Below are 25,037 nucleotides of genomic sequence, written 5' to 3' on the forward strand. Positions count from 1 at the left end.
AGATGATCGAAGTGACCGAAGCGACCGCGACCGCGGGAGCCCTCAAGCGTCTGTCCGACGAAGGCGTCTCCATCTGGCTGGACGATCTGTCACGCGAGCGGATCCGCTCGGGCGACCTCGCCCGGCTCGTCGAGACGCGCAACGTCGTCGGCGTGACCACCAACCCGTCCATCTTCCAGGCGGCCATCGGCTCCGGCGCGGGATACGAGGAGCAGCTCGCCGACCTCGCGGCGCGGGGTGTGACGGTCGACGAGGCCGTGCGGATGCTGACGACCGCCGACGTGCGGGCCGCGGCCGACGTGCTGCGTCCCGTGTTCGCGGCCACGGACGGCCTCGACGGCCGGGTCTCCATCGAGGTCGACCCCCGGCTGGCCCACGACACGGCCGCCACCGTCGCCGAGGCCAAGCAGCTCGCCTGGCTGGTCGACCGCCCCAACGTCATGATCAAGATTCCGGCGACCAAGGCGGGACTGCCGGCCATCACCGAGGTCGTCGGCCTCGGCATCAGCGTCAACGTCACGCTGATCTTCTCCCTGGAGCGCTACCGGGAGGTCATGGACGCCTATCTGGCGGGCCTGGAGAAGGCGCAGGCCAGGGGCCTGGACCTGACGCTGATCCAGTCCGTGGCGTCCTTCTTCGTGTCCCGTGTCGACGCGGAGGTCGACAAGCGGCTGACGGCCCTCGGCACCGACGCGGCGCTCGCGCTGAAGGGGCGGGCGGCGCTCGCCAACGCACGACTGGCCTACCAGGCGTACGAGGAGGTCTTCGGCCCGGTCGACGCCCCGACGCGGTCCGGCGCCCGCTGGGCGGCGCAGGCCCGGGCGGGGGCGAACCGGCAGCGTCCGCTGTGGGCGTCCACCGGTGTGAAGGATCCTGCCTACAGGGACACCCTGTACGTGGAGGAGCTCGTCGCGCCGGGCACGGTCAACACCATGCCCGAGGCCACGCTGGACGCCGCCGCCGACCACGGCGGCATCACCGGCGACACGGTCACCGGCGGCTACGCCGAGGCCCGTGGCGACCTGGCCGCGCTGGAGGCGCTCGGCGTCTCCTACGACGAGGTCGTCACCCGGTTGGAGGACGAGGGCGTCGCCAAGTTCACGGTGGCGTGGCAGGACCTTCTGGACGCGGTCACGAAGTCGCTGAAGAGCAAGGGAGCTGACGCGGAATGAGTACCAGCAGTCTCGGCGCGGCCTGGGAGAACCCCCTGCGGGACCCCCGCGACCGGCGCCTGCCCCGCATCGCGGGCCCCTCGGGCCTGGTGATCTTCGGGGTGACGGGCGACCTGTCCCGCAAGAAACTCATGCCGGCGATCTACGACCTGGCCAACCGCGGTCTGCTCCCGCCGGGCTTCTCGCTCGTCGGGTTCGCCCGCCGTGACTGGGAGGACCAGGACTTCGCCCAGGTCGTCCATGACGCGGTGCGCGAGCACGCCCGGACCCCGTTCCGCGAGGAGGTCTGGCAGCAGCTCGCCGAGGGCATGCGGTTCGTCCCCGGCGACTTCGACGACGACACCGCGTTCAAGCAGCTCAAGAGCGCCGTGGAGGAGCTGGACGCCTCCCGCGGCACGGGCGGCAATTTCGCCTTCTACCTGTCCGTTCCGCCGAAGTTCTTCCCCAAGGTCGTCGAGCAGCTCAAGAAGCACGGGCTGGCGAAGGCGCGCAAGGGCGCCTGGCGGCGTGCGGTCATCGAGAAGCCGTTCGGGCACGACCTGGCCAGCGCCCAGGAACTGAACGCGGTCGTGCACGACGTGTTCGAACCGGACCAGGTCTTCCGCATCGACCACTACCTCGGCAAGGAGACCGTCCAGAACATCCTGGCGCTGCGCTTCGCCAACACGATGTTCGAGCCGATCTGGAACCGGTCGTACGTCGACCACATCCAGATCACGATGGCCGAGGACATCGGCATCGGCGGGCGGGCCGGCTACTACGACGGCATCGGCTCGGCCCGTGACGTCATCCAGAACCACCTGCTGCAGCTGATGGCGCTCACCGCGATGGAGGAGCCGGCCTCCTTCGACGCGGCCTCGCTGCTCACGGAGAAGCTCAAGGTCCTCAGGGCGGTGAAGCTGCCGGAGGACCTGGGCAGCCACACCGTGCGGGCGCAGTACGCGGGAGCCTGGCAGGGCGGCGAGAAGGTGAGCGGCTACCTGGAGGAGGACGGCATCGACCCGGCCTCCACGACGGACACCTTCGCGGCCGTCAAGCTGGGCGTGGACAACCGCCGCTGGGCGGGCGTCCCGTTCTATCTGCGCACCGGCAAGCGCCTCGGCCGCCGGGTCACCGAGATCGCGGTCGTCTTCCAGCGGGCGCCGCACTCCCCCTTCGACTCCACCGCCACCGAGGAGCTCGGGGCCAACGCGATCGTCATCCGCGTCCAGCCGGACGAGGGCATCACGGTCCGCTTCGGCTCCAAGGTCCCCGGCACGTCGATGGAGATCCGGGACGTCACGATGGACTTCGCCTACGGCGAGTCCTTCACGGAGTCCAGCCCGGAGGCGTACGAGCGGCTCATCCTGGACGTGCTGCTCGGCGACGCCAACCTGTTCCCGCGCCACCAGGAAGTGGAAGAGTCCTGGAGGATCCTCGACCCGATCGAGGAGTACTGGGCTCGGCACGGCAGGCCCGCGCAGTACGCCTCGGGCAGCTGGGGACCCGAGGAAGCCGACGAGATGCTCGCACGAGACGGACGGAGCTGGCGCAGGCCATGAAGATCGACCTGACCGACACCACTGCAAGCAAGATCAACAAGGCGCTGGTGAAGGGTCGCCGCGCGATCGGCACACCGGCCGTGGGCATGGTCCTGACGATGGTCATCGTCACGGACGAGGAGAACGCCTACGACTCGATCAAGGCGGCCGAGGAGGCCTCGCACGAGCACCCCTCGCGCACCCTGGTCGTCATCAAGCGGCACGCCCGCAGCCCGCGCGACCGCACCAACTCCCACCTCGACGCCGAGGTGCGGGTGGGCGCCGACGCGGGAACCGGCGAGACCGTCGTCCTGCGCACGTACGGCGAGGTGTCCGACCACGCGGACTCCGTCGTGCTGCCGCTGCTGCTGCCGGACGCGCCCGTCGTCGTGTGGTGGCCCGTGGACGCGCCGGCCAATCCCGCCAAGGACCCGCTGGGCGCGCTGGCCCAGCGCAGGATCACAGACCTGTACGCCGTCGAGAACCCGCTGGCGACCCTGGACGCCCGGATCCGCTCCTACGCCCCGGGCGACACCGACCTCGCCTGGACCCGGCTGACCCCGTGGCGCTCGATGCTGGCGGCTGCGCTGGACCAGGCCCGGGTGCCGATCGTCTCGGGCGCGGTGGAGGCCGAGGCGGACAACCCCGCCGCCGAGCTGCTGGCCCGCTGGCTGGAGGCGCGGCTGAAGGTCACGATCGACCGCGTCGTCACCGCCGGGCCGGTCGTCACGGCCGTGCGCCTGGGCACCGCGGACGGCGACATCGTCATCGACCGCCCCGAGGGCCCGCTGGCCACGCTCACCCTGCCGGGCCAGCCTTCGCGCACCCTCGCGCTGAAGGTCCGCACCACCTCCGAACTCATCGCCGAGGAGCTCAGGCGCCTCGACGCGGACGAGATGTACGCCGTCGCCCTGCGAGGCGAGGCCACCAAGGAGACCCCCTCTCATGTCTGACACCCCCCGGCTCGACCAGCGGCCCGAGTGGACCGCCCTGGCGGACCACCGCGCCCAGCGGCAGGAGCATCTGCGCGACCTGTTCGCCACGGACCCCGAGCGCGCCCAGCGGTACGTGGTGCGCGTCGGCGACCTGCGCATCGACTACTCCAAGCACCTGATCACCGACGAGACCCTCGCCCTGCTGCACGAACTCGCGGCCGCCACCGATGTGTTCGGACTGCGCGACGCCATGTTCGACGGCAGGAAGATCAACATCACCGAGGGCCGCGCGGTCCTGCACACCGCGCTGCGCGCCCCGGCCGACGCGGTCGTCGAGGTCGACGGCGAGAACGTCGTCCCCGGGGTCCACGCCGTGCTCGGCAAGATGAGCGCCTTCGCCGAGCGTGTCCGCTCCGGTGAGTGGACCGGCCACACGGGCCGCCGCATCCGCAACGTCGTCAACATCGGCATCGGCGGCTCCGACCTGGGCCCGGCCATGGCGTACGAGGCCCTGCGGGCCTACTCGGACCGGGAGCTGACGTTCCGTTTCGTGTCCAACGTCGACGGCGCCGACCTGCACGAGGCCGTACGGGACCTCGACCCGGCCGAGACGCTGTTCATCGTCGCGTCCAAGACCTTCACCACGATCGAGACGATCACCAACGCCACCTCGGCCCGCTCCTGGCTGCTCGACGGCCTGGACGGGGAGGACAAGGCCGTCGCGAAGCACTTCGTCGCGCTGTCCACGAACGCCGAGAAGGTCGCCGGCTTCGGCATCGACACGGCCAACATGTTCGAGTTCTGGGACTGGGTCGGCGGCCGCTACTCCTTCGACTCGGCGATCGGCCTCTCGCTGATGATCGCCATCGGCCCGGAGCGCTTCCGCGAGCTGCTCGACGGGTTCAGGATCGTCGACGACCATTTCCGCACCGCCCCCGCCGAGTCCAACGCGCCTGTGATCCTGGGCCTGCTGGGCATCTGGTACGGCAACTTCTTCGACGCGCAGTCGCACGCCGTGCTGCCCTACAGCCACTACCTGTCCAAGTTCACCGCCTACCTCCAGCAGCTGGACATGGAGTCCAACGGCAAGTCGGTGGACCGCGAGGGCCGGCCGGTGCGATGGCAGACCGGTCCGGTGGTGTGGGGCACGCCCGGCACCAACGGCCAGCACGCGTACTACCAGTTGATCCACCAGGGCACGAAGCTGATCCCGGCCGACCTGATCGGCTTCGCCCGGCCCGTCGGCGAGCTCAGCGACGAACTCAAGGCACAGCACGACCTGTTGACGGCCAACCTGTTCGCGCAGGGGCAGGCCCTCGCCTTCGGCAAGACCGCCGACGAGGTCCGCGCGGAGGGCGTGCCCGAGGAGCAGGTCGCGCACCGCACCTTCCAGGGCGACCACCCCACCACCACGATCCTCGCGCCGGAGCTGACCCCGTCGGTCCTCGGCCAGCTCATCGCCCTCTATGAGCACAAGGTGTTCGTGCAGGGCGCGGTCTGGGACATCGACTCCTTCGACCAGTGGGGCGTGGAACTCGGCAAGGTCCTCGCCAAGCGCGTCGAACCCGCGCTCACCGAGGGCGCCGAGGTGCCCGGTCTCGATCCCTCCACCGCCGCCCTCGTCGCCGCCTACCGCGAACTCAGGAAGTAGTGAACTGACATGACATCGATGCAGCTGGGTCTGATCGGTCTCGGCAAGATGGGCGGCAACATGCGCGAGCGCATCCGCCGGGCCGGCCACACCGTCGTCGGATACGACCGCAACCCCGAACTCTCCGACGTCAAGGACCTCGCCGAACTGGTCGGACAGCTCCAGGCGCCGCGCACCGTCTGGGTGATGGTCCCCGCCGGCGGCCCGACGCAGTCCGTCGTCGACGAGCTCGGCGAGCTGCTGGAGGCCGGCGACACCGTGGTGGACGGCGGCAACTCCCGCTGGACGGACGACGAGAAGCACGCCGCGGAACTCGGCGCCAAGGGCATCGGCTTCGTCGACGCCGGTGTCTCCGGCGGCGTGTGGGGCCTCAAGAACGGCTACGCGCTGATGGTCGGCGGCGAGAAGGAGCACGTCGACCGGCTGCAGCCGATCTTCGACGCGCTCAAGCCCGAGGGCCCCTACGGTTATGTCCACGCCGGCAAGGTCGGCGCCGGGCACTTCTCGAAGATGGTCCACAACGGCATCGAGTACGCCATGATGCAGGCGTACGCCGAGGGCTGGGAGCTGCTGGAGAAGGTCGACTCCGTGGACAACGTCCGCGAGGTCTTCCGGTCCTGGCAGGAGGGCACGGTCATCCGGTCCTGGCTGCTGGACCTCGCGGTCAACGCCCTCGACGAGGACACCCACCTGGACAAGCTGCGCGGCTACGCCGAGGACTCCGGCGAGGGACGCTGGACCGTCGAGGCGGCCATCGACAACGCCGTGCCGCTGCCGGCCATCACCGCGTCCCTCTTCGCGCGGTTCGCCTCCCGTCAGGACGACTCGCCGCAGATGAAGATGATCGCGGCGCTGCGCAACCAGTTCGGCGGCCACGCCGTCGAGTCGGCGAAGAAGTAGGCGAGGAGCGTGGGGGATCTCCTGCTGGTCCGCCACGGGGAGACGGAGTGGAGCAGGTCGGGACAGCACACCAGCTTCACCGACCTGCCGCTCACCGAACACGGCGAGGAACAGGCCAAGTCCCTCGCCGCGCTCCTCTCGGGCCGGACCTTCGCACTCGCCCTGACCAGCCCGCTGCACCGGGCGATACGCACCGCCGAGCTCGCCGGAGTCGCCGGACTCTCCGTCGAACCCGACCTGCACGAGTGGGACTACGGGGGCTACGAGGGCGTCACCACCGTCGACATCCACCGCACCCGCCCCGACTGGGACCTGTGGTCCCACGGGGTTCCGCCGGGCCCGCAGGGCCGTCCCGGTGAGTCGCCCGAGCAGATCGGCCGGCGCGCCGACCGGGTGCTGGCCCGGGTGGGCCCGGCCCTCGACGGCGGTGACGTCGTCCTCGTCGCCCACTCGCACTTCCTCCGGGTGCTGACGGCCAGGCGTCTCGGCCTGCCGCCGGCCGAGGGCCGGTTGTTCCAACTGGCCACCGGCACGGTCAGCCGTCTGTCGACGGAGCACGAGCGGCCCGTGATCGCCGAATGGAACATACGGGCATAGCCGGTTGACACCGCTCGGAGAGGCCCGCCAGAGTCGCGGCTGATGGAGATCGACGATCTGACACCGGCCGAACAACGAGTCTGGCGGGCCTTCGCCACGGGCGCCACCGTGGACTTCCGCGACGGAGCCGCGGGCGGGCCGGGCCCCGACCGCGGGCCCGAACCGGCCGTGCGCGCCGCCGTGTTGCGTGCGCTGCTCCTCAACGGCCCGCACGAACCGGGCGAAGTGGCGGCCCTCAAGGTCATGGGGGCCCGGATCACCGGGCAGTTGGATCTGCGGTACGCGGTCGTCGGCAGCGTCGTCCGGCTCAACCACTGTCGCTTCGACGCCGTGCCGCGCCTGGCCGGGGCCCACCTCAACTACCTGAACCTGCGCGACTGCGCGCTGCCCGGTCTCGCGGCGGCGCGCAGCCGGATCGACGGCAGCCTGAGACTGACGCGCTGCCGGATCGACGGCCCGGTGCAGCTCGGCGGGGCGCAGATCTCCGGAGCGCTCTTCGTGGACCGCGCCGAGATCACCGCCGACGACCCCGCACAGCCGGTGCTCGCGCTCAACCAGCTCTCCGTCGACGACGACCTGTGCGCGCGAGGACTGCGCACCCGCGGTCCGATCCGGCTCGACGGCGCCTCCGTGGCCGGCTCGGTCGACCTCGAGGACGCCGAGCTCAGCAACCCCGGCGGCTTCGTCCTGCAGGCGGAGGCCCTCGACGTCGGCGCCAACCTGCTGGCCCGGCGGATGCGCGCCGAGGGCCGCATCGACCTGCGCGGCTCGCGCATCCCCGGCCGGGTGGATCTGCTGCACACCTCCCTGTCCAACCCGGGCGGCACCGCCCTGCGGCTGAGCAGCTGCGTCATGGGCGAGCTCTGGCTGCGCGAGGGCCCGGCGATCGAGGGCCGGCTCAATCTGCGGCGCGCCGAGGCGGGCCAGCTCCACCTGGCGCCCGAGAAGCTGCCCGACCAGGTGCGTCTGCTGGATCTCACCTACACCTTCCTCACCCCGCACGAGCCCGCCGAGCGCCGCCTGCCGATGCTGGAGCGCGACGACGGCGCCTTCGACCCGCACGCCTACGAGCAGCTCACCGCGGCCTACCGCACCACCGGCGACGACCGGGCCGCCCGGCTGGTGCAGCTGGCCAAGCAGCGCCGTCACCGCGGGACGCTCCCGTGGTACGGGCGGCTGTGGGGCCACCTCCAGGACGCGGCCGTGGGCTACGGTTTCCGTCCGCTGCGCGCGGCCGGCTGGCTGCTGTCCCTGTTGGCCGTCGGCTCGATCGTGTACGCCGGGCACCATCCGCCGCCGCTGAAGGCGGGCGAGGCCCCCGGGTTCAGCCCGGTCTTCTACACCCTCGACCTGCTGCTGCCGGTGATCTCCTTCGGGCAGGAGAGCGCGTTCGCGCCGACCGGCTGGTACCAGACCCTGTCGTACGTCCTCATCGTCACCGGCTGGATCCTGGCCTCCACGGTCGTCGCCGGCGTCACCAGGACGGTCAGCCGCCAGTAGGCCGGCGGACGGCGTGCTGGGCCGCCAGCCGCACGGGAGCGTTCGCCGCGCCGTAGCCCTGGTAACCGCCGTCGCGCTGGACCAGTTCGAAGAAGACGCGGCCGACGGTGCGCGTGTAGCAGTGCCGGAAGACGCCGTGCGCGTCCCGGTCGTAGAGGATGCCCAGCTCGCGGTAGATCTCCAGCTCTCCGTCGGCGAACTCGAAGCGGGCGGCGAGGTCGTCGTAGTAGTTCGCGGGGATGGGCAGCGGGCGGCCGCCGGCCTCGACGAGACGGCGGACCGCGGCGACCACGTCGTCGGTGGCCAGCGCTATGTGCCGGGCGTGCGCGGTGTCGTCGCCGGGCGCCGCTCCGACGGTGAGCGGAAACCGGACGCTGCCGTCGGCGTTGGCCACGGCGCGGCTGCGCAGCAGCCCGTAGGGGTCGGCCACGTCCACGCTCTCCTGGGCGTCGAGGCCGAGGACGCCTCGATGGAAGAGGACGGCCTCGTCGAAGTGGTGCCAGGGCTGGGTCAGGGCCACGTGGTCGATGCGGAAGTCGCCGACCGCCGCGGGCGCGTCCCGCGCGTCCTCGAAGTCGGCCCGCCAGTCGGGCAGCCCGGGGCGCCGCGTCGCGCACAGGAAGAGTTCCGTGCCGTCGGGGGCGGCGACGGCGTCCAGCGGGGCGTCCCCTTCCGCGCGGCGGCGCGGCAGGACCGGGGCGAGCAGCGCCTCCGCGCGGCGGGCGGCAGCGGCCGGGTCCGGTGACTCCAGGCCGATCGCGGCGAGAGCGGTGCCGTCGACGGGGTTCCCGCCGCGCGAGTGGAGCCGGGAGTGCGGGAGGGCGGCCGCACCGGTGTTGACCAGGATCCGGGCCTGGCCCTGCTCCCACAGGTCGACCGGTTTGCCGCGATGGCGGGCGGTGCGGGCGAAGCCCAGGGCGGCGAGCAGGGCGGCGACGGGCTCTGCGTCCTGGGTGACCAGCTCGGCGAAGGCCACCGCGGAGGGGGTCACGGGGGCGGGCAGGATCTCGGCGCCGACCTCCTCCTGGAGGAGCAGCAGGGAGCGACGGGCGTCCACGGCGGTCGGGCCGGCCTCGGCCTGGCGGAAGACGTCGTTGAAGACCTCCAGGGAGAGGGGGCCGTCGTACCCGGTGCGCAGCACGCGTCCGACCAGGCCGGCGACGTCGAACCCGCCCTGACCGGGGAAGCAGCGGTGGTGACGGCTCCACTGCAGCACGTCCATGGCGAGCAGCGGGGCGTCGGCCAGCTGGAGGAAGAAGATCTTCTCGCCGGGGATGTCCCCGATGCCGTCGAGGTCCTTCGGACCGGAGGTCCGGGACAGGATGTGGAAGCTGTCCAGGCAGGTGCCGAGCGCGGGGTGAGCGGCCGTCTCGACGATGCGCCAGGCATGGTCGTAGGTGCTGACGTGCCGCCCCCAGGCGAGCGCCTCGTAGGCGACGCGGACGCCGAAGTCCTGTGCCAGGTCGGCCAGCCGGCTCAGCTGCGCGGCGGCGAGGTCGTCGTCGTCGCAGGCGAGGGGGGAGACGCTGGAGCAGACGAGGACGGTGTCGGCGCCGAGTTCCTCCATGAGCGAGAACTTGTGCCGGGCGCGGCGCAGAGTGCGGGCGAACTCCTCGGCGGGCACGGCCTCGACGTCGCGCATCGGCTGGTACAGGTCGACGGTGAGGCCGAGGTCGGCGCAGCGGGCGCGGATCTCGGCAGGTTCGAGAGGGCTCGCGAGCAGGTCGTTCTCGAAGATCTCGACGCCGTCGAAACCGGCCCGGGCGGCGGCTGTGAGCTTCTCGGTGAGGGTGCCGCTGAGCGAGACGGTGGCTATGGACGTACGCACGGTCGTGCTCCTTCGGGGGCTGTGCCGCGTCCCTTGCGGGGCGCGGGGCGAGGCTTCCTGCGGCTGCGCCGCCCGCACGCGGCCGGCTGCGTACGGCCCGCGGCCGTCATACGGCGTGGCCCGCCGAGCGCTCCGCGTCGCGGGCCGTCTCCGCGCCACGGGCCAGCTCCGCGAAGTCGGCCAGCATGGCGGCGCTGTCGGGCTCGCGGCCGGTGAACAGGCGGAAGGCGTCCACAGCCTGGAAGACGGCCATGCCGCCGCCGTCCAGAGTGGCGCAGCCGACCGCGCGGGCGGCGCGCAGCAGTTCGGTCTCCAGGGGGCGGTAGACCACCTCGGCGACCCACAGGCCGGGGCGCAGCAGTCCGGCGGGGAAGGGCAGGCCGGGGTGGGCGGCCATGCCGGTGGGGGTGGCGTGGACGACGCCGTCGGCCGACGCGAGCAGGGCGGCCAGCCGGTCCGGGGCGGCGGCCGCGGCCCGGCCGGGTCCGAAGTGGCGGTCGAGTGAGCCGGCGAGTTCCGCGGCCCGTTCGGGCAGCGCGTCCACGACCGTGACCCGCCCGGCGCCCAGGGTGAGCGTGGCGTGCGCGACGGCCGCCCCGGCGCCGCCCGCGCCCAGCTGCACCACCTGTTCCAGCGGGACGTCCGGAAGGCCGCGGGCGAAGGACGCGGCGAACCCGGTCACGTCCGTGTTGTGGCCGACGGCCCGGCCGTCCTCGAAGACGACGGTGTTGACCGCGCCGAGCGCTTCGGCCTGCGGCGACAGCGCGTCGAGGTGCTCGACGACCAGCTGCTTGCAGGGGTGCGTGATGTTGAGTCCGTCGAAGCCGAGGTCGCGGGCGGCGCGGACCAGGTCGCCCACGGACTGCGGACCGACGCCGAGCACGTCGATGTCGATGAGGCGGTACAGGCTGCGCAGCCCCTGGCGTTCGGCCTCCCGCTCGTGCAGGGCGGGGCTGAGCGACGGGCCGATGCCGGAACCGATCAGCGCGACGAGATACGAGTCCTGCGAGACGACGGCCACGAGGGACCTCCTGATCGACCGGCTAATGTACGAACTGGTGAGTTAGTCATAACACCCGGGAGCGGCTCAGGGGAAGCCCTCTCGCCCCGGCGGCCCCGGGCGGGCTTCTAGAATCTCGGCACAGCACCCGCGCCGCCCGAAGGAACCCGATGACCAGCGTCGACGAACCGGCACGACCCCACGGCAACGGGCGCACCCGCGACGCGGCCCGGACCAGGGCCGAGATCCTCGACGTGGCGACCCGGGAGTTCGCCCGGGTCGGTTACGCCGGGGCCCGGGTGGACGACATCGCCGCCCGCACCAGCACCACGAAGCGGATGATCTACTACTACTTCGGCGGCAAGGACCAGTTGTTCACCGCCGTGCTGGAGCAGGCCTACGGCGTCATCCGCACCGCGGAGCAGCGGCTCGACGTCGAGCACCTCGACCCGGTCGCAGCCATCCGCCGGCTGGCGGAGCTGACCTTCGACCACCATGAGCAGCACCCCGACTTCATCCGCCTGGTGAGCATCGAGAACATCCACGAGGCCGAACACATCGCCGCCTCGGAGAAGCTCGGGCGGATCGGGTCCCCCGCACTCGACGTGATCCGCCGCATCCTGGCGTCCGGGCAGGAGTCCGGCCTGTTCACCGCCGAGGTGGACGCCGTCGACCTGCACGCGATGATCAGCTCGTTCTGCTTCTTCCGGGTGGCCAACCGGCACACCTTCGGCGCCCTGTTCGGCCGCGACCTGGTCGATCCCGCCCAGCGCGACCACTACCGCGCCATGCTCGGCGACATGGTCATCGCCTACCTGACGGCGGAGCGCGCGACGGACTGATCCTCCGGGCCGGCCCGCGGACCGTCCCCTCGACCGATGCGCCGGCCGGCGGTCCGGCGGTCCGGCCGCGGGCAGTCCCGGATGCGCGCGCGGGAATCCGTAGGACCTATTGACAGCGGAGAAACATCGGCGCAACATCCCTAGCCATCCGCTAGTAACTATCCAGTGGGTTAATTAGCCGGGCACGCACCCGGCGCAGCCGCCCCGCACCCCAGGGGACCGGCCCTTCTCCCCTTGCCCCACTCCACATACGTTGGAGCCCCCTCGAAGGAGCACGCCGTGTCCGTCCCCGCCGCACCCCCCGGTCAGCCGAAGAAAGCCGCCACGGCGGCCTGGATCGGCAGTGCCCTCGAGTACTACGACTTCTTCATCTACGGCAGCGCCGCGGCCCTGATCTTCCCGAAGGTCTTCTTCGACGAGTCCGACCCGGCGACCGCGACGCTGCTCTCCCTGGCGACGTTCGGCGTCGCCTACGCCGCCCGCCCCGTGGGCGCTCTCTTCCTCGGGCACTTCGGCGACCGCCTGGGCCGCAAGAAGATCATGGTCTTCACGCTCCTGCTGATGGGCCTGTCGACGTTCCTCATCGGCTGCCTGCCCGGCCGCGCCCAGGTCGGCTCGCTCGCCCCCGTCCTGCTGGTGCTGTGCCGTGTGCTGCAGGGCGTCTCCGCGGCCGGCGAGCAGGCCAGCGCCAACTCCATGACACTCGAACACGCGCCGTCCGACCGGCGCGGGTTCTTCAGCAGTTTCACGCTCAGCGGCACGCAGGGCGGCCAGCTCCTCGCCACGCTCGTCTTCATCCCCATCGCGGCCCTTCCCGAGCGGCAACTGCTGTCCTGGGGCTGGCGGGTGCCCTTCTGGCTGAGCATCGCCGTCGCCGTCGTCGGCTACGTCATCCGCCGCAAGCTGGAGGAGACCCCCGCCTTCACGGCGCAGCAGGCCGGCGGCGAGGTTCTCAGGCTGCCCCTGGCGGTGCTGCTGCGCGAACACTGGGCGGACGTCCTGCGGGTGATCGCGGGGGCGCTCGTCGCCTCGGTCAGCACCATCTTCACCGTGTGGGCGCTGGCCTACGCCACCAGTGACTCGGTCGGGATGAGCCGCTCCTCCATGCTGTGGGTGGGCGCGCTGGCCAACCTGGTCGCGCTGGCGGCCATCCCGGCATGGGCCACGCTCTCCGACCGCATCGGCCGCCGTCCGGTGTACCTGGTCGGAGCGGCCGGCAGCGCGGTCATGATGTTCGCCTACCTGTGGGCGATCTCCACCGGCTCCTACCCGCTGATCCTGGTCCTGGGCGTCCTCGCCTTCGGCGTGGTCTACAGCGCCGCCAACGGCGTGTGGCCTTCCTTCTACGGCGAGATGTTCACCACCCGCGTCCGGCTGTCCGGCATGGCGATCGGCACCCAGATCGGCTTCGCCGTGGCAGGCTTCGCGGTCACCTTCGCCGCGCAACTCGCGGGCCCGGACGGCGACGACTGGTCCTCGGTGGCCTTCTTCACGGCGGCGCTGTGCGTGCCTCCGGTGATCGCGGCCCTGTCGGCCCGGGAGACGGCCAGGATCCCCACGGAACAGCTCGGCGAGCGCGACCTGAAGGAGACCGCCCGGCCGGAGAGGGTGGCTGCCTGACCGCACGGCCGAGGAGCGGACCCCGGGCCCGAGCGGGCCTGCGCACGCCGCCCTCGCCCGGGATCCCGGACGCCCTTGCGGCACCGGGATCCCGGCGCGTCCGCCGCAAGGGGGCGCCCGACGGAGGCCAGGGAAGCCCGAGACCGCGGATCGCGCGTCGCCCCGAGGCGTCAGACGTTCGACCAGCCGCGCCGGCACAGCACCAGCCGGTATCCGTCCGGATCCTCGACGGTGACGCCCCACTCGTTCCAGTACGGGTTCGGCGATCGCACCTGCCTGCCCCCGCTGCGCTCCAGCCGCGCCACCAGGTCGTCCGGGACCGGTCCGTCGACGTAGATCACCAGCAGGTCCTCGTCCGTCGGGCGGGGCTCCACAGGGCGGCGCCGGTCATGGACCAGCTCCAGGTGCCAGTCGGCGTCCGGCCAGCCGAGCATCAGCAGGTCGTGCTCGCCCGGGTCCGCACCGCCCTCGGTCCGCCACAGGACGCTCAGCCCGAGCCCTTCGGCCCAGAACCGTTCCGCCACGGCCAGATCCCGGGACGGTCGGGCGAGACGGATGTGGCTGTGGCCGTTGACGGACATCGATGTTCTCCTCACGGACGGCGGGCGACGGGTGCCGCCGCAGCCTAGGGGTCGTGCGCCCGTGCGGGCATCGGCCGCGAGCCCTGGGCCTGCGGACCTACGTCGGCCGCCTCCGGACCTACGCCGTGTCTCCGGGGGGCAGGGGCGGCCCATGGTTTGCGGTCGTGGCCGCGATCGTGGCGGTAGACAGTGTCTACCCACGTTTGATAGACACTGTCTATGAGAGAACCGCGGTCGGAACCAGGGCGTGAAGCCGGACCCGAGAACGCAGCCGAAGGCGGACCCGAGGGCAGATCCGCACCGACGTCCGGGGCGGCGTCCACGACCGTCGGCCGCGTCGCCTCCGACGCCGATCTGCGCACCCGTCTGGTCGACGTCGGCGTGGACCTGGTGGCCCGGGAGGGCGCCGGGGCGCTGACCCTGCGCGAGATCGCCCGGCGGGCCGGCGTCTCGCACGGGGCACCCCGCCGCTACTTCCCCACCCACCTGGAACTGCTGTCGGCCATCGCGCACCGCGGGTTCACCGACCTCGCCGCGCGCGTGGGATCGACCCGCGGCGACGGACGCACGGGCCCGCGCGGGCAGCTGACCGAACTCAGCCGCGTCTACCTGCGGTTCGCGCTGGAGAACTCCGGAATGTACGAGCTGATGTTCCGTCACGACCTGCTGGAGAGCGGTCACCTGCGACTGCGCGACACCAGCCTGCCCCTGTTCGGCGTGCTGGTGGAGCTCGTCGGTCGCGTCCGCATGGACGCCGACGCCCGTGCCGTCGCGGCCGCGCTGTGGGCGAACCTGCACGGCATCGCCCAGCTGTGGCGTTGGGGCAGCCTTCAACTCGCCACCGGCGCCGATGACTTCGAGCCGTTGCTGCGCGCGGCTCTGGACGCTCACCTGGGACCCGGGGACCGCCGGTGAACCGTCCCCTGACGCTGGCGAGCAGTGTGGCGGGCGCGGTGATCGTCGCCCTCGACGGCACCGTGCTCACCGTCGCCCGGCCCGCCCTGCAACGCGATCTGCACGCCTCCCTCGCCCAGGCCCAGTGGACCGGCACCGGCTATCTCGTCGCGGTGGCGAGTCTGCTGGTGTTCGCCGGACGGCTGGGCGACCGTCACGGACACCGCCGCACCTTCGCCGTCGGCATGCTCGGTTTCGGGGCCGTCTCCGCGGCCCTCGCCGTGGCGCCGGGCGTGGGCTGGGTGATCGGGCTGCGGGTCGTGCAGGGTGTGTTCGGGGCGCTGTTGCAGCCGGCCACGCTGGGAATGCTCCGGGCGTCGTTCCCGCCGGAGCGGCTGCGCACGCCCATCGCCGTGCGAACGGCCGCCATCGGGGTGGCGGCGGCCGCCGGCCCCGTGGTCGGCGGGGCGCTGACCACGGAGTTCGGCTGGCGCTCGGTGTTCTGGGTCACCGTCGTGCCCGCGCTGCTGTTCGGCGCGCTCGCGCTCGCCTCCCGGGAGGAGCCCCGGCCGCCCGCCGACGGGCCGCTGGACCTGCCCGGCGCCCTGCTCCTCGCGGTGGCGCTGGCCTGTCTGGTCCACACCCTGGTCACCCTCCCCGGCGTGACCTGGTCCGCGCCCGTCGCCGTCCTCGCCGGCGTCGCCTTCGTCCGGCACGAACGCCGCACCCCGGCGCCCCTGCTGCCGCCGGCGGCGTTCGGGCACACCGGCCGGGGGAAAACCGGCTCGCGGGCGGTCGGCGCGGCGCTCGGTCTGCTCGTCGTCGCGTCGGCGGCGCTGAACGGCGCCGTCTTCGCCTGTGTCTACCTCCTCCAGGACGGCCTGGGCCTCACCCCGCTGCACAGCGCCCTGCTCAGCCTTCCGCTGGCCGTGTTCCTGGTGGCCGCCGCCCCCTCCGCCGCGGTCCTGCTGCGCCGGGCCGGGGCGCGCGCCACCCTCACCGGGGCGACCACCGTCCTGGCCGTCGGTCTCCTCGTCCTCGCCGGCGCTTCGGCGCCGGGCGTCTTCTGCGCAGGATTCGCCCTGGTGGGCGCCGGATTCGGCGCGACGATGGTGGCGGCCACCCATGTCGTCGTACGGGAGGCGTCCGCCGAGTCGGCCGGGGTGGCGGGCGGGCTGCAGCAGACGGCGATGAACGTGGGGCCGGCGCTCGGCGTCGCGACGGCGACCGTGCTCATGGACCTCGGGGCGCCGCGCTCCCCCCTGCTGGCGCTGGCGTGCGCGACCGCGGCCGCTCCGGCGCTCTGCCGGGCGCTGCCCAGCCGTCCACGCCCCGCCCCTGCCACGCGTCCGACCGGCTGCCCCGCTGGTCACCCGGCTGAGGGAAGCGACGCAACGCACAAGGATCACGGTGCCGAAAGGGGTCCGCACGCGCGTTCCCTGCGCGACGATGAGGTCGGAGGCCGTCCCGGCGGGTAGGCCGGGACCGCGCCTTGATCGAACGCACCGGAGGAGAACGATGGCACTGCTGCGACAAGAGGTCGACCCGAGCGAGGTCGGGCTGGACGGGAAGGCCCTGGACCGCCTCGACCAGCACCTCGCCCACCGTGTCGACGAAGGGCGTCTGCCCGGGTTCCTCTTGGCCGTCTCGCGTGGCGGCCGGGTCGCGCACCTCGCCACGCACGGGCATCGCGACATCGCCGCCGGGCTGCCCGTCGAGGCCGACACCCTGTACCGGATCTACTCCATGACCAAGCCGGTGACCTCGGTCGCCGCGCTGATACTGATGGAGGAAGGCCGGCTGGGGCTCGACGACCCCGTCGCCGACCATCTGCCGGCCTTCGCCGACCAGCGCGTGTACACCGGCGGTTCGGGCGCAGGCCTGTCCACCCGCCCGGTCGAGCAGCCCCTGCTGGTACGGCATCTGATGACCCACACCGCGGGCCTGACCTTCGCGTTCTACCACTGTCACCCGGTCGACGCCCTGTACCGCGAGGCCGGACTGGACTCGGCGGTGCTGCCGGGCTCGGACCTCGCGGGCACCGTGGAGGCGTACGCGCGGCTGCCGCTGCAGTTCGAGCCGGGCACCCAGTGGAACTACTCGGTGGCCACGAACGTCCTGGGCCGCGTCATCGAGGTGGTCTCCGGGCGGCCGCTGGACGAGTTCCTCGCCGAGCGCGTCTTCCGCCCGCTCGGCATGCCCGACGCCGGTTTCCAGGTCACCGACGAACAGGCGGGCCGCCTGGCGGAGTTGTACGGGGACGCCGACGGCGGCGGCATCGAGCCGATCGCGGGTCTGCCCCTGTTCGGCCGTCCCCGGTTCCTGTCGGGCAGCGGCGGCATGGTGGCGACCGCCTACGACGTCCACCGGTTCAGCGAACTGCTGAGGCGGGGCGGCGAACTCGACGGCGTGCGCCTGCTCGCGCCCGCGACGGTCGACCTGATGACCCGCAACCACCTGCCCGGCGGGGCCGACCTGCGGGCCTTCGGCAGCCGTCCGGCCCACGACGAGCCGGGCAACGACGGCGTCGGCTTCGGGCTCGGGGTCTCGGTGGTGGTCGACCCGAGCCGCACCCAGGCCCCTTCCGGGCTCGGCACGTTCGGCTGGAGCGGCGTGGCCACCACGACCTTCTGGGTCGACCCGGCCCACGACGTGTCCGTCCAGTTCCTGACCCAGCTGCGACCGCGGAGGTCGCTGAAGCTCTACCCCGACCTCAAGCGCCTGGTCCACGAGGCGATCACGGGCTGACCGCGCCGGGACCTCCGCGGCGGCGGCGCCGTCCCGCACGGGACGTCCCCGCCTCCGGAGCCCCGCGGTGGCCGCACTGCGCACGCCCCCGGTCTGCGCGCCGTCTCAGTCCCCGACGCGCAACGCGAAGTCCAGTCCCCCGGCACGCAGTTCGTCCAGCCATCGCTCGGAACGGGCGGCCGTCCCGGCCGCCCTGACCAGCCCCGGCGGCAGGGAACCGTCGAGGATGTGCCGGACGCCGAGCGCCAGCGGGCGGGAGACGCAGCGCGCCATCGCACTCTCGGCCTCGTCGCCCTCCAGGTCCAGGAGGTAGCCGCCGGACCACGAGCCGCCGCCGGCGCCCGGGTCCGCGCGCACCTCCAGCGACACGGCCAGGACCACGCGGTCGCGATCGGCGGCCGTGGTCGGATGGGCGGCCGCCAGCTCCCCGGCCAGCGCGGCGATCCGGGCGTCGTCCCCGGCCCTCAGCTCGGCGAACACGGCATCCCAGGCGCGCAGCCAGCCGTCCACGCGCAGCGTCCCGCGCACGAAGGTGAGCGGCCGCCAGGCCCGGGGCAGTGCGTACTGCTCGATGAACGGGAGGCTGTCGCGGTTGGGGTAGGCCTCGAACCTCTCGTCGCCGACGAGGTGCCCGCGGGTGGCCTCCCAGGGCCGCGCGACGACGGTCTCGACGCCGTCCTCGACGTAACGCGCGGGCGTGCGCAGGGCGTTGAGGACTCCGAGCGGCGCCCAGCTGAAGCGGTACCTGAAGTCGTCGGGGACGGCGGGGACGCCTCCGCAGTAGGAGGTGAGGCGGTACGAGGCCGGAGTGTCGTCCCCGATCGCCCTGCGGGCGCGGTCGACGAGGCTGTGCGCGAAGAGATGGTCCACGCCCGGGTCGAGTCCGGCCTCGGTGAGGACGACCAGCCCGGCCGCGGCGGCCGCGGGCGCCTGTTCGCGAACCGCGTCGGAGACATAGCTGGAGCACGCGAAGTGGGCCCGGCCGGCCACGCACACCGCCGACAGCGGGGCATGGTCGGACGCGGGCAGCATCGACACCACGACGTCCCCCGGCGAGAGTTCGGCGGCGAGCGCGTCCGGGGTGTAGGCGCGTGGCTCGGCGCGTCCGGTCAGGCCCAGCCGGTCGAGGGCCCCGGCCGCCCGGTCCGCCGTGCGGTGCCACAGGCGTACGTGCTCGCCGTGCTCGCACAGGGCGGCCAGGCCGCTGCCCGTGGAGAGACCGGCGCCGACCCAGTGGACGGCGCCGGAGGCGGGCACGGTCTCAGACACGGCCGGTCTCCCCGTCCGTGCCGAACCTCCCCGGCTCCGGGCCGAGTTCACGGCTCGCCTCGTGGAACCGGTCCAGGCAGCGCCCCCACGCTCCGCCGACGCCGAAGTCCAGCAGCAGGGGCGTGAGGGCCGCCGAGAAGTCGACGCTGGACTCACGCGGCAGCAGGGACGGCAGGTTGTCGATGGCGATCAGGTCCAACGGGGGCTCCTTGCGCAGACGGCGCACGGGATCGGCCCACTCGGTCGTGCGGTCGTACACCGGCAGGACGTTGAGCGGCGAGCCCACGTCACAGGTGACGTCGGACAGGGTGCGCAGTCGGCGGCCCGGGTCGTCGAGGTCCTGTTCGCGGACGAACGGCGGCACGGGGGTCGTGGCCAGGACGCAGTTGACCATCACGTCGTGCGCGAGCAGGGCGGGCCGGTCCAGGTCACGGGTCTGCTCCAGGTCCCAGCAGGAGGGGTCCACGCCGGCCGTGGCGAACGCGGCCCGCGCGCCCCGGCCGCTGCGGCCGAGTGCGCCGACGACGAGAGCGGTGAACTCCTCCTCCTGGCCCTTCACCTGACGCAGTGTCGCGTCCAACTCGTCCTTGCCGGTGGGCCGTAGTGGAGCGGTCAGCCTGCCCCGGTGCTGGAGAACGGCGAGAGCAGCGCCGAGGTAGCCCGCCCAGAAGCCGAACGCGGCGAGACGACGGCCGTCGTCGTCGACCAGGTACTCGAGGTCGAGCAGCGCCCCGCCTCCGGCCGCGAACCGGCGCAACAGGGCGGCGGCGCCCGGCTGCCGCTTGTAGGCGTGCCCGAAGAAGACATGGCGATGCGTCAGTTCGTCCGGCCGGTCCGGGAGTTCCTTGAGGCCGAGGACGACGGCGTCGTCCGGCGCCGAGGTCCAGGAGCCGGCCGGGGCGATCCGCGCGCCGACGGCCTGGTACTCCCCGATCGGGAAGACGCGCTGCGGGGAGTCCTCGACGCTCAGGCGCACGCCGGCCTCGACGAGGCGGCGGGCGTCGTCGGGGACGACCGGGGTGCGGCGTTCGGTGGCGCGGACCTCGTGGCGCAGCCACAGGTGGAGTGCGGTCATACGCGGTTGACCTCCGGGCGCGGGGCGTCGGCCGCGAAGCGGTCGGCGCTCAGGGGGGCGACGTCCACGAAGGGTACGCGGCCCAGATACAGGTCGCGGACGACCTCGCCGACGGCCGGCCCCTGGAGGAAGCCGTGGCCGGAGAAGCCCGTCGCGTACAGGAAACGCGACACCGTCGAGGCCTCGCCGATCAGGGCGTTGTGGTCGGGGGTGATCTCGTACAGGCCCGCCCAGCCGCCCGTGCGGCGCAGGTCGAGGAGGGCGGGGGCGCGGCGCTCCATGGCGGCGGCGAGGCGGGGGATCCACCGATCGTGGGTGTCGGTGGCGAAGCCGGGGCGCTCGTCCGGGTCGGACATCCCCACCAGGAGGCCGCGGCCCTCGGCGTGGAAGTAGAGGCTGCTGGTGAAGTCGATGGTCATGGGGAGGTCCGGCGGAATGCCGGGGACCGGTTCGGTGACCGCGACCTGGCGGCGCAGCGGCTGCACCGGCAGATCCACGCCTGCCATCGCGCCGACGGCCCTGGACCACGCGCCGGCCGCGCAGATCACCGTGTTCGTGGCGATCGGGCCGAGGGTGGTCCGCACCCCGGTGATCGCCGCGCCCTCCCGTTCGATGCCGGTGACCTCGGTGTGGCGCAGAATGCGCGCGCCGCACCGGCGGGCGGCGGCCGCGTACCCGTGGACGACGGCTTCCGGCGTGCAGTGACCGTCGTCCGGCGAGAACGCGGCCGCCAGTAAGCCGTCGGTGCGGATCAACGGGGAGAGACGCCGGGCCTCGGCCGGGTCGATCATCCGGCTGGGCACGCCGAGCGCGTTCTGCAGCCGCACGCCGGCTTCGAAGGAGGCGACCTCCTGCGCAGTGGACAGCAGGAAGAGGTAGCCGACGCGGCGCAGCCCGATGTCGTGGCCGATCTCCTCCCCGAACCGGGCGAACGCCTCCAGGCTGCGCGCCCCGAGCTGGATGTTCAGCGCGTCGGAGAACTGGGCGCGGACCCCTCCGGCGGCCTTCGAGGTGGAGCCCGCGGCGAGCTCGTCCCGTTCCAGCAGCAGGACGTCGCGGACGCCGGCGGCGGCCAGATGGTAGGCGACGGACGCGCCCATCACCCCGCCCCCGATGACGACGACCGAGGCATGCCTGTTCACGCCGGCGGCTCCTTTCGGCGACGGCCCCGGCCCGTTGCCGGGGCCGGGGCCGGGACTGTCGTACACCACAGGGCTGCCGTGCACCGGGGCTGCCGTGCACGGACCCGCCGGGACCCCCTCCCGAGGGGCGGCGGGGAGCGCGCTCAGGACCAGTGCGCCACCGCGTCCAGGTGGGGCAGCCGGTGGTCCATGCGCTCGCGCTTGGTGCGCAGGTAGGTGATGTTGTTCTCGCACGGTTCGATCAGCAGCGGCACCTCTTCGGCGACCTTGATGCCGTTGTCCACCAGCGCCTCGCGCTTGCGCGGGTTGTTCGACATCAGGCGGACCGAGCGCACGCCCAGGTCGCGCAGGATGTCGGCGGCCACCTTGTAGTCGCGGGCGTCCACCGGGAAACCGAGCGCCACATTGGCCTCGACGGTGTCCAGCCCCTCCGCCTGCAGCGCCATCGCCCGCAACTTGCCGAGCAGCCCTATCCCGCGACCCTCGTGCCCGCGCAGATAGACGACCACACCGCGGCCCTCCGCGACCACCGCCCGCAGGGCGGACTCCAGCTGGTCGCCGCACTCGCAGTGCTGGGAGCCGAACGCGTCGCCGGTCAGGCATTCCGAGTGCAGCCGCGTCAGCACGTCCTCCGCACCGATCTCACCGAAGACCAGGGCGACTTGTTCGTCACCACGGTCGTGGTCCATATAGCCGATCGCCTGGAATTTCCCGTACACGGTGGGCAGGGGGGCATTCACCACGCGTTCCACACCGGTGCGCTGCGGGGTCTTCGTGCCGAGTACGCCAATGTTTTCTGTCATGATCTGGTTCCTAAGCAGAGACGAAGGGCCGGGAAGAAATGAGTGGTTCGGACATACGGTCGGCGGCGTACGGAGTGATGCCGACGGACACTACCGAAGACGTGCGGGCCCGGGGAGCCGGAGTCGCGACACAGGTGGCGGTCCTGCCCGTCGGCAGCTTCGAACAGCACGGCGCGTACCTGCCGCTGGCCACCGACACGCTGGTCGCGTGCGCCATCGCGCGGGAGATCGCCGAGGCGTACCCGGTGCACCTCCTCCCGCCGGTGACCATCGCCTGCTCGCACGAGCACGCGGCCTGGCCGGGAACCGTCAGCATTTCCTCCGTGACCCTTCACGCGGTGGTACGGGACATCGCGGCGTCGCTGCGCCGCTCGGGCGTCGAAGCCCTGGTGCTGGTCAACGGACACGGCGGGAACTACGTCCTGGGCAACGTCGTCCAGGAGTCCTCCGCCGCAGGCGAGCGGATGGCGCTCTTCCCGGCCCCGGAGGACTGGGAGGCGGCGCTGGAGCGGTCCGGGGTGTCGACCTCGCTGCTCACCGACATGCACGCCGGGGAGATCGAGACCTCGATCCTGCTGCACGCCCACCCCGACATCGTCCGGCCCGGTTATGAGTCGGCCGATTTCGTCGCGGACGACCGCCGCCATCTGCTCACGCTGGGAATGTCCGCCTATACCGATTCGGGCGTCATCGGCCGTCCTTCCCTTGGTTCGGCTGAAAAGGGAAAGGAACTCCTGGCGAGCCTGGCGGATTCCTTCGGCGCGTATTTCACCTTGCTCACCTCGGCGGCTTCGCGGGCGTCGGCGACCGGAACCGGCGCCGCGGCCTCCTCGTAGCGCCGCTCGTCCGCATCCGGGCCGGCCGGACCGGCGGCCCGGGTGCGCAGCCCCGCGGACCAGCGCACCACCAGCACCACCGCCCCGGGCAGCGCCGCGACGAAGCTGAGCACCCCGTAGACGACGGCGACCGTGAGGCCGGTGCTCGCGCCGAGCCCGGCGGCGCCGAACGCCCAGGCGGTGACCCCCTCGCGCGGACCCCAGCCGCCGATGTTCAGCGGCAGACCCATGGCGAGCAGCGCGAGGACGGCGATCGGCAGCAGCGCGAGCACGGAGGCACCGGAACCGGCGACCCGGGCGGCCACGACGAACATGCCGAGGTGTCCGCTCAGCACGATCGCGGAGGACACGGCGACGCCCGGCGCATTGCGCCGCGACAGCAGGCTCTCGCGCGCCTCGGCCAGCGCCGCCCGCAGCCGCCCGGCGCGCCGCGGCGCCGAAGAGCTCATCCGGACGGCCAGGACGACGGCGCAGGCGCCCGCGGCGGCCAGCAGGACCAGCGGCGTGATCTGCCGGACGTCCTGCATCACCGGGGACGGCAGGGTCAGCAGGATCGTCACGCCCGCCGCGGTCAGCACGAGCTGTCCCGCGGTCCGCTCCAGGACCACCGCCCGCACCCCGCGTCCGACGTCGCCCGCGCTCTGCCCGTGCCGCACCGCGCGGTGCACGTCGCCGAGGACGCCGCCGGGCAGCGCCGCGTTGAGGAACAGGGCACGGTAGTAGTCGGCGACGGCCGGGCCGAGCGGCAGCCGGATCCGCAGCCCACGGGCCACCAGCGCCCACCGCCAGGCGCTGAACACCGTGGTGAGCGCGCCGATCGCGAGCGCGGCCAGCAGGGTCGGCGCGTCGATCCGCCGCAGTCCGTCCAGGAAGACGCCGGTGCCCAGCCGCCACAGCAGCACCGTGAGGATGACCACTCCGGCGACGGTCCCGAAATGGGGGCGCAGGGCGCGGTTGCCGAGCAGGGCGCGCAGCCGGGAGGGCCGCTTCGCGTGCGGCTCGGTCACGATGACACCGATCCGGGCCGCCGAGACGGCGGCGCCGCCGAGGGCCGCCGACGGCGCCCGCGAGGGCCGTGGCACGACGGGCGAGGCCGTCTCCGCCCACAGCACGGGCGGCGCGCTCGTCACCAGGGGGCCGACCGTCTCCGCGCTCATCCGGCTCCGCCCGTCGGGCGGGCCAGCGCCAGCAGGTCGCTGTGGTGCACGGTGGCGCGCAGTTCACCGGCGGCGCAGGCCGCGAGCCGTGCGGCCAGGTAGGACTCGGCGCGCTCGGCGAGCTCGGGGCGCTCCTCCACGGCCGCGCCGACCCAGCCGCGCAGCCACTGGGCGGTCAGACCCACGTTCTCGGGGCCGAGCTGCCATGCGCTCGGGTGCACCTTGACGGTCGCGCCCTGGTCGGCGAACGCCTCGCAGGCCACGGAGACCGCGTCGGGGCCGAGGAGACCGCCGCGCCGCTGGTGGTCGTTGAAGGCGGCCGCTATCTCGTCGTCCAGCGGGTCGGGGGCGCTGAGTTCGACGCGGCCGGCGACCGACAGGGTCAGCAGCGCGGGGCACCCCGCGCCGGCGCAGGCCGCGGCGAGCGTCTCGACCTCCTCGCGGGTGAGGACGTCCAGCAGCGCGGAGGCGGTGACCAGCGAGGCGCCGAGCAGCGCGTCCGGGGTGAGGCGGGCGACGTCGCCGCGCCGCGTCTCGACGGTGACCCGGCTGCCGTCGGCGGCCGCCCGCGGGGAGGCGACGGCCGCGAAGTGCAGCAGGTAGGGGTCGCGGTCGTGCAGGACCCAGTGCTGGGCGCCGTCCAGCCGGGGGGCCAGCCAGCGGCCCATGGAGCCGGTGCCGCAGCCCAGGTCGTGGATGGCCAGGCCGCGGCGGCCGGGAAGGTTGGCGAGCCGGATCCGCAGCGGGTCCAGCAGCTCCATCGACCGGGCGGCGGCGTCGGCGGGCTCGCGCAGCTCCAGCCACTCGGGGGCGTAGCGGGGCTGCTCGTCCGGGCCGACGTCACGCAGCCGCACGGTGGGCCGCTCGCCGGACCGGCCGACCGGCCCGGCGCCGGCGATGACGGACTCCGGGTCGGCCTCGGCGCCCGGACCCGCGGCGTACGCCGCTCGGGCGGCGCCGGGAGCCG

At 73.0% G+C, this 25,037-nt stretch carries 21 protein-coding genes and 1 pseudogene; 13 read left to right on the forward strand and 9 right to left on the reverse strand.

Annotated elements, in window-relative coordinates:
• The first annotated feature begins 2 nt into the window (after positions 1-2).
• Genes tal through BG482_RS16805 form a run of 7 tightly spaced genes read left to right on the forward strand, consistent with a single transcriptional unit; the run spans position 3 to position 8,275 of the window.
• A complete protein-coding gene (gene tal, locus BG482_RS16775; RefSeq protein ID WP_069769839.1) occupies positions 3-1,172 on the forward strand; it encodes a transaldolase in 1,170 nt (389 codons plus the stop codon).
• On the forward strand, positions 1,169-2,713 hold the full coding sequence (gene zwf, locus BG482_RS16780; protein ID WP_069769840.1) for a glucose-6-phosphate dehydrogenase: 1,545 nt from the start codon (positions 1,169-1,171) through the stop codon (positions 2,711-2,713). Before tal ends, zwf begins: the two co-directional genes overlap by 4 nt.
• Positions 2,710-3,645, forward strand: a complete 936-nt coding sequence (gene opcA / locus BG482_RS16785) for a glucose-6-phosphate dehydrogenase assembly protein OpcA (RefSeq protein WP_069769841.1) — start codon at positions 2,710-2,712, stop codon at positions 3,643-3,645. Before zwf ends, opcA begins: the two co-directional genes overlap by 4 nt.
• Positions 3,638-5,278 (forward strand): glucose-6-phosphate isomerase, encoded by a 1,641-nt coding sequence (gene pgi, locus BG482_RS16790; RefSeq protein ID WP_069769842.1) that lies wholly within the window; start codon positions 3,638-3,640, stop codon positions 5,276-5,278. The genes opcA and pgi overlap by 8 nt, the downstream gene beginning before the upstream one ends.
• An 18-nt stretch (positions 5,279-5,296) precedes the next feature.
• Positions 5,297-6,178, forward strand: a complete 882-nt coding sequence (gene gnd / locus BG482_RS16795) for a phosphogluconate dehydrogenase (NAD(+)-dependent, decarboxylating) (RefSeq protein ID WP_069769868.1) — start codon at positions 5,297-5,299, stop codon at positions 6,176-6,178.
• Between the two features lie 9 nt (positions 6,179-6,187).
• Positions 6,188-6,775 (forward strand): histidine phosphatase family protein, encoded by a 588-nt coding sequence (locus BG482_RS16800; RefSeq protein WP_069769843.1) that lies wholly within the window; start codon positions 6,188-6,190, stop codon positions 6,773-6,775.
• 42 nt (positions 6,776-6,817) lie between these two features.
• On the forward strand, positions 6,818-8,275 hold the full coding sequence (locus tag BG482_RS16805; RefSeq protein ID WP_069769844.1) for a membrane-associated oxidoreductase: 1,458 nt from the start codon (positions 6,818-6,820) through the stop codon (positions 8,273-8,275).
• On the opposite strand, the gene BG482_RS16810 is transcribed toward BG482_RS16805, so the two are convergent.
• On the reverse strand, positions 8,262-10,103 hold the full coding sequence (locus BG482_RS16810) for a bifunctional sugar phosphate isomerase/epimerase/4-hydroxyphenylpyruvate dioxygenase family protein (protein ID WP_069769845.1): 1,842 nt from the start codon (positions 10,101-10,103) through the stop codon (positions 8,262-8,264). The two genes, BG482_RS16805 and BG482_RS16810, sit on opposite strands and share 14 nt — an antisense overlap.
• Before the next feature lie 106 nt (positions 10,104-10,209).
• Complete coding sequence (locus BG482_RS16815; RefSeq protein WP_069769846.1) at positions 10,210-11,124, reverse strand: shikimate dehydrogenase; 915 nt, start codon at positions 11,122-11,124, stop codon at positions 10,210-10,212.
• A 149-nt stretch (positions 11,125-11,273) separates the two neighbouring features.
• On the opposite strand from BG482_RS16815, the gene BG482_RS16820 reads away from it, so the two are divergent.
• Together BG482_RS16820 and BG482_RS16825 are read left to right on the forward strand one after the other, a co-directional pair.
• The gene (locus BG482_RS16820; RefSeq protein ID WP_069769847.1) at positions 11,274-11,945 is read left to right on the forward strand and encodes a TetR/AcrR family transcriptional regulator; all 672 of its coding nucleotides are present in this window, start codon (positions 11,274-11,276) and stop codon (positions 11,943-11,945) included.
• A 279-nt stretch (positions 11,946-12,224) separates the two neighbouring features.
• A complete protein-coding gene (locus tag BG482_RS16825) occupies positions 12,225-13,565 on the forward strand; it encodes an MFS transporter (protein WP_069769848.1) in 1,341 nt (446 codons plus the stop codon).
• A 170-nt stretch (positions 13,566-13,735) separates the two neighbouring features.
• On the opposite strand, the gene BG482_RS16830 is transcribed toward BG482_RS16825, so the two are convergent.
• Positions 13,736-14,146, reverse strand: a complete 411-nt coding sequence (locus BG482_RS16830) for a VOC family protein (RefSeq protein WP_069769849.1) — start codon at positions 14,144-14,146, stop codon at positions 13,736-13,738.
• 366 nt (positions 14,147-14,512) lie between these two features.
• Between BG482_RS16830 and BG482_RS16835 the strand changes: the two genes are divergently transcribed.
• The 3 genes from BG482_RS16835 to BG482_RS16845 are packed head-to-tail and all read left to right on the forward strand — an operon-like array spanning position 14,513 to position 17,788.
• Positions 14,513-15,061 (forward strand): TetR/AcrR family transcriptional regulator, encoded by a 549-nt coding sequence (locus BG482_RS16835; protein WP_069769869.1) that lies wholly within the window; start codon positions 14,513-14,515, stop codon positions 15,059-15,061.
• Positions 15,058-16,518 (forward strand): MFS transporter, encoded by a 1,461-nt coding sequence (locus tag BG482_RS16840; RefSeq protein WP_069769850.1) that lies wholly within the window; start codon positions 15,058-15,060, stop codon positions 16,516-16,518. Before BG482_RS16835 ends, BG482_RS16840 begins: the two co-directional genes overlap by 4 nt.
• Positions 16,519-16,558: 40 nt before the next feature.
• Complete coding sequence (locus tag BG482_RS16845) at positions 16,559-17,788, forward strand: serine hydrolase (protein WP_069769851.1); 1,230 nt, start codon at positions 16,559-16,561, stop codon at positions 17,786-17,788.
• A gap of 105 nt (positions 17,789-17,893) precedes the next feature.
• On the opposite strand, the gene BG482_RS16850 is transcribed toward BG482_RS16845, so the two are convergent.
• From BG482_RS16850 to ribA, 4 genes are all read right to left on the reverse strand, one after another.
• A complete protein-coding gene (locus BG482_RS16850) occupies positions 17,894-19,057 on the reverse strand; it encodes a saccharopine dehydrogenase family protein (protein ID WP_069769852.1) in 1,164 nt (387 codons plus the stop codon).
• Positions 19,050-20,132: a saccharopine dehydrogenase gene (locus BG482_RS16855; RefSeq protein ID WP_069769853.1), complete on the reverse strand. Its 1,083-nt coding sequence runs from the start codon at positions 20,130-20,132 to the stop codon at positions 19,050-19,052. The genes BG482_RS16850 and BG482_RS16855 overlap by 8 nt, the downstream gene beginning before the upstream one ends.
• Positions 20,129-21,274, reverse strand: coding sequence for an FAD-binding oxidoreductase (locus BG482_RS16860; RefSeq protein ID WP_069769854.1), 1,146 nt, complete (start codon positions 21,272-21,274; stop codon positions 20,129-20,131). The genes BG482_RS16855 and BG482_RS16860 overlap by 4 nt, the downstream gene beginning before the upstream one ends.
• 143 nt (positions 21,275-21,417) lie before the next feature.
• Complete coding sequence (ribA, locus tag BG482_RS16865) at positions 21,418-22,077, reverse strand: GTP cyclohydrolase II (RefSeq protein WP_069769855.1); 660 nt, start codon at positions 22,075-22,077, stop codon at positions 21,418-21,420.
• 38 nt (positions 22,078-22,115) lie between these two features.
• On the opposite strand from ribA, the gene BG482_RS41105 reads away from it, so the two are divergent.
• A complete protein-coding gene (locus tag BG482_RS41105; RefSeq protein WP_079141853.1) occupies positions 22,116-22,913 on the forward strand; it encodes a creatininase family protein in 798 nt (265 codons plus the stop codon).
• Positions 22,914-23,056: 143 nt separating this feature from the next.
• Here the strand turns inward: BG482_RS41105 and BG482_RS45205 are convergent.
• Together BG482_RS45205 and BG482_RS16885 are read right to left on the reverse strand one after the other, a co-directional pair.
• Positions 23,057-24,070: pseudogene (locus tag BG482_RS45205) on the reverse strand (YbhN family protein); the annotation flags it as partial.
• Positions 24,067-24,969 carry a trans-aconitate methyltransferase gene (locus tag BG482_RS16885; RefSeq protein ID WP_069769870.1) on the reverse strand — a complete coding sequence of 301 codons (903 nt, stop codon included), beginning with the start codon at positions 24,967-24,969 and terminating at the stop codon, positions 24,067-24,069. The gene BG482_RS16885 and the pseudogene BG482_RS45205, both read right to left, overlap by 4 nt.
• Between the last annotated feature and the right edge of the window lie 68 nt (positions 24,970-25,037).

The organism is Streptomyces sp. LUP30 (assembly GCF_001746365.1).
Lineage (GTDB): Bacteria > Actinomycetota > Actinomycetes > Streptomycetales > Streptomycetaceae > Streptomyces.

Excerpts from the sequence above, each read along its gene's own strand:
- tal (WP_069769839.1), top strand. The coding sequence starts at position 3 with ATGATCGAAGTGACCGAAGCGACCGCGACCGCGGGAGCCCTCAAGCGT.
- zwf (WP_069769840.1), top strand. The coding sequence starts at position 1,169 with ATGAGTACCAGCAGTCTCGGCGCGGCCTGGGAGAACCCCCTGCGGGAC.
- opcA (WP_069769841.1), top strand. The coding sequence starts at position 2,710 with ATGAAGATCGACCTGACCGACACCACTGCAAGCAAGATCAACAAGGCG.
- pgi (WP_069769842.1), top strand. The coding sequence starts at position 3,638 with ATGTCTGACACCCCCCGGCTCGACCAGCGGCCCGAGTGGACCGCCCTG.
- gnd (WP_069769868.1), top strand. The coding sequence starts at position 5,297 with ATGCAGCTGGGTCTGATCGGTCTCGGCAAGATGGGCGGCAACATGCGC.
- BG482_RS16805 (WP_069769844.1), top strand. The coding sequence starts at position 6,818 with ATGGAGATCGACGATCTGACACCGGCCGAACAACGAGTCTGGCGGGCC.
- BG482_RS16820 (WP_069769847.1), top strand. The coding sequence starts at position 11,274 with ATGACCAGCGTCGACGAACCGGCACGACCCCACGGCAACGGGCGCACC.
- BG482_RS16830 (WP_069769849.1), bottom strand. The coding sequence starts at position 14,146 with ATGTCCGTCAACGGCCACAGCCACATCCGTCTCGCCCGACCGTCCCGG.
- BG482_RS16845 (WP_069769851.1), top strand. The coding sequence starts at position 16,559 with ATGGCACTGCTGCGACAAGAGGTCGACCCGAGCGAGGTCGGGCTGGAC.
- BG482_RS16855 (WP_069769853.1), bottom strand. The coding sequence starts at position 20,132 with ATGACCGCACTCCACCTGTGGCTGCGCCACGAGGTCCGCGCCACCGAA.
- ribA (WP_069769855.1), bottom strand. The coding sequence starts at position 22,077 with ATGACAGAAAACATTGGCGTACTCGGCACGAAGACCCCGCAGCGCACC.
- BG482_RS41105 (WP_079141853.1), top strand. The coding sequence starts at position 22,116 with ATGAGTGGTTCGGACATACGGTCGGCGGCGTACGGAGTGATGCCGACG.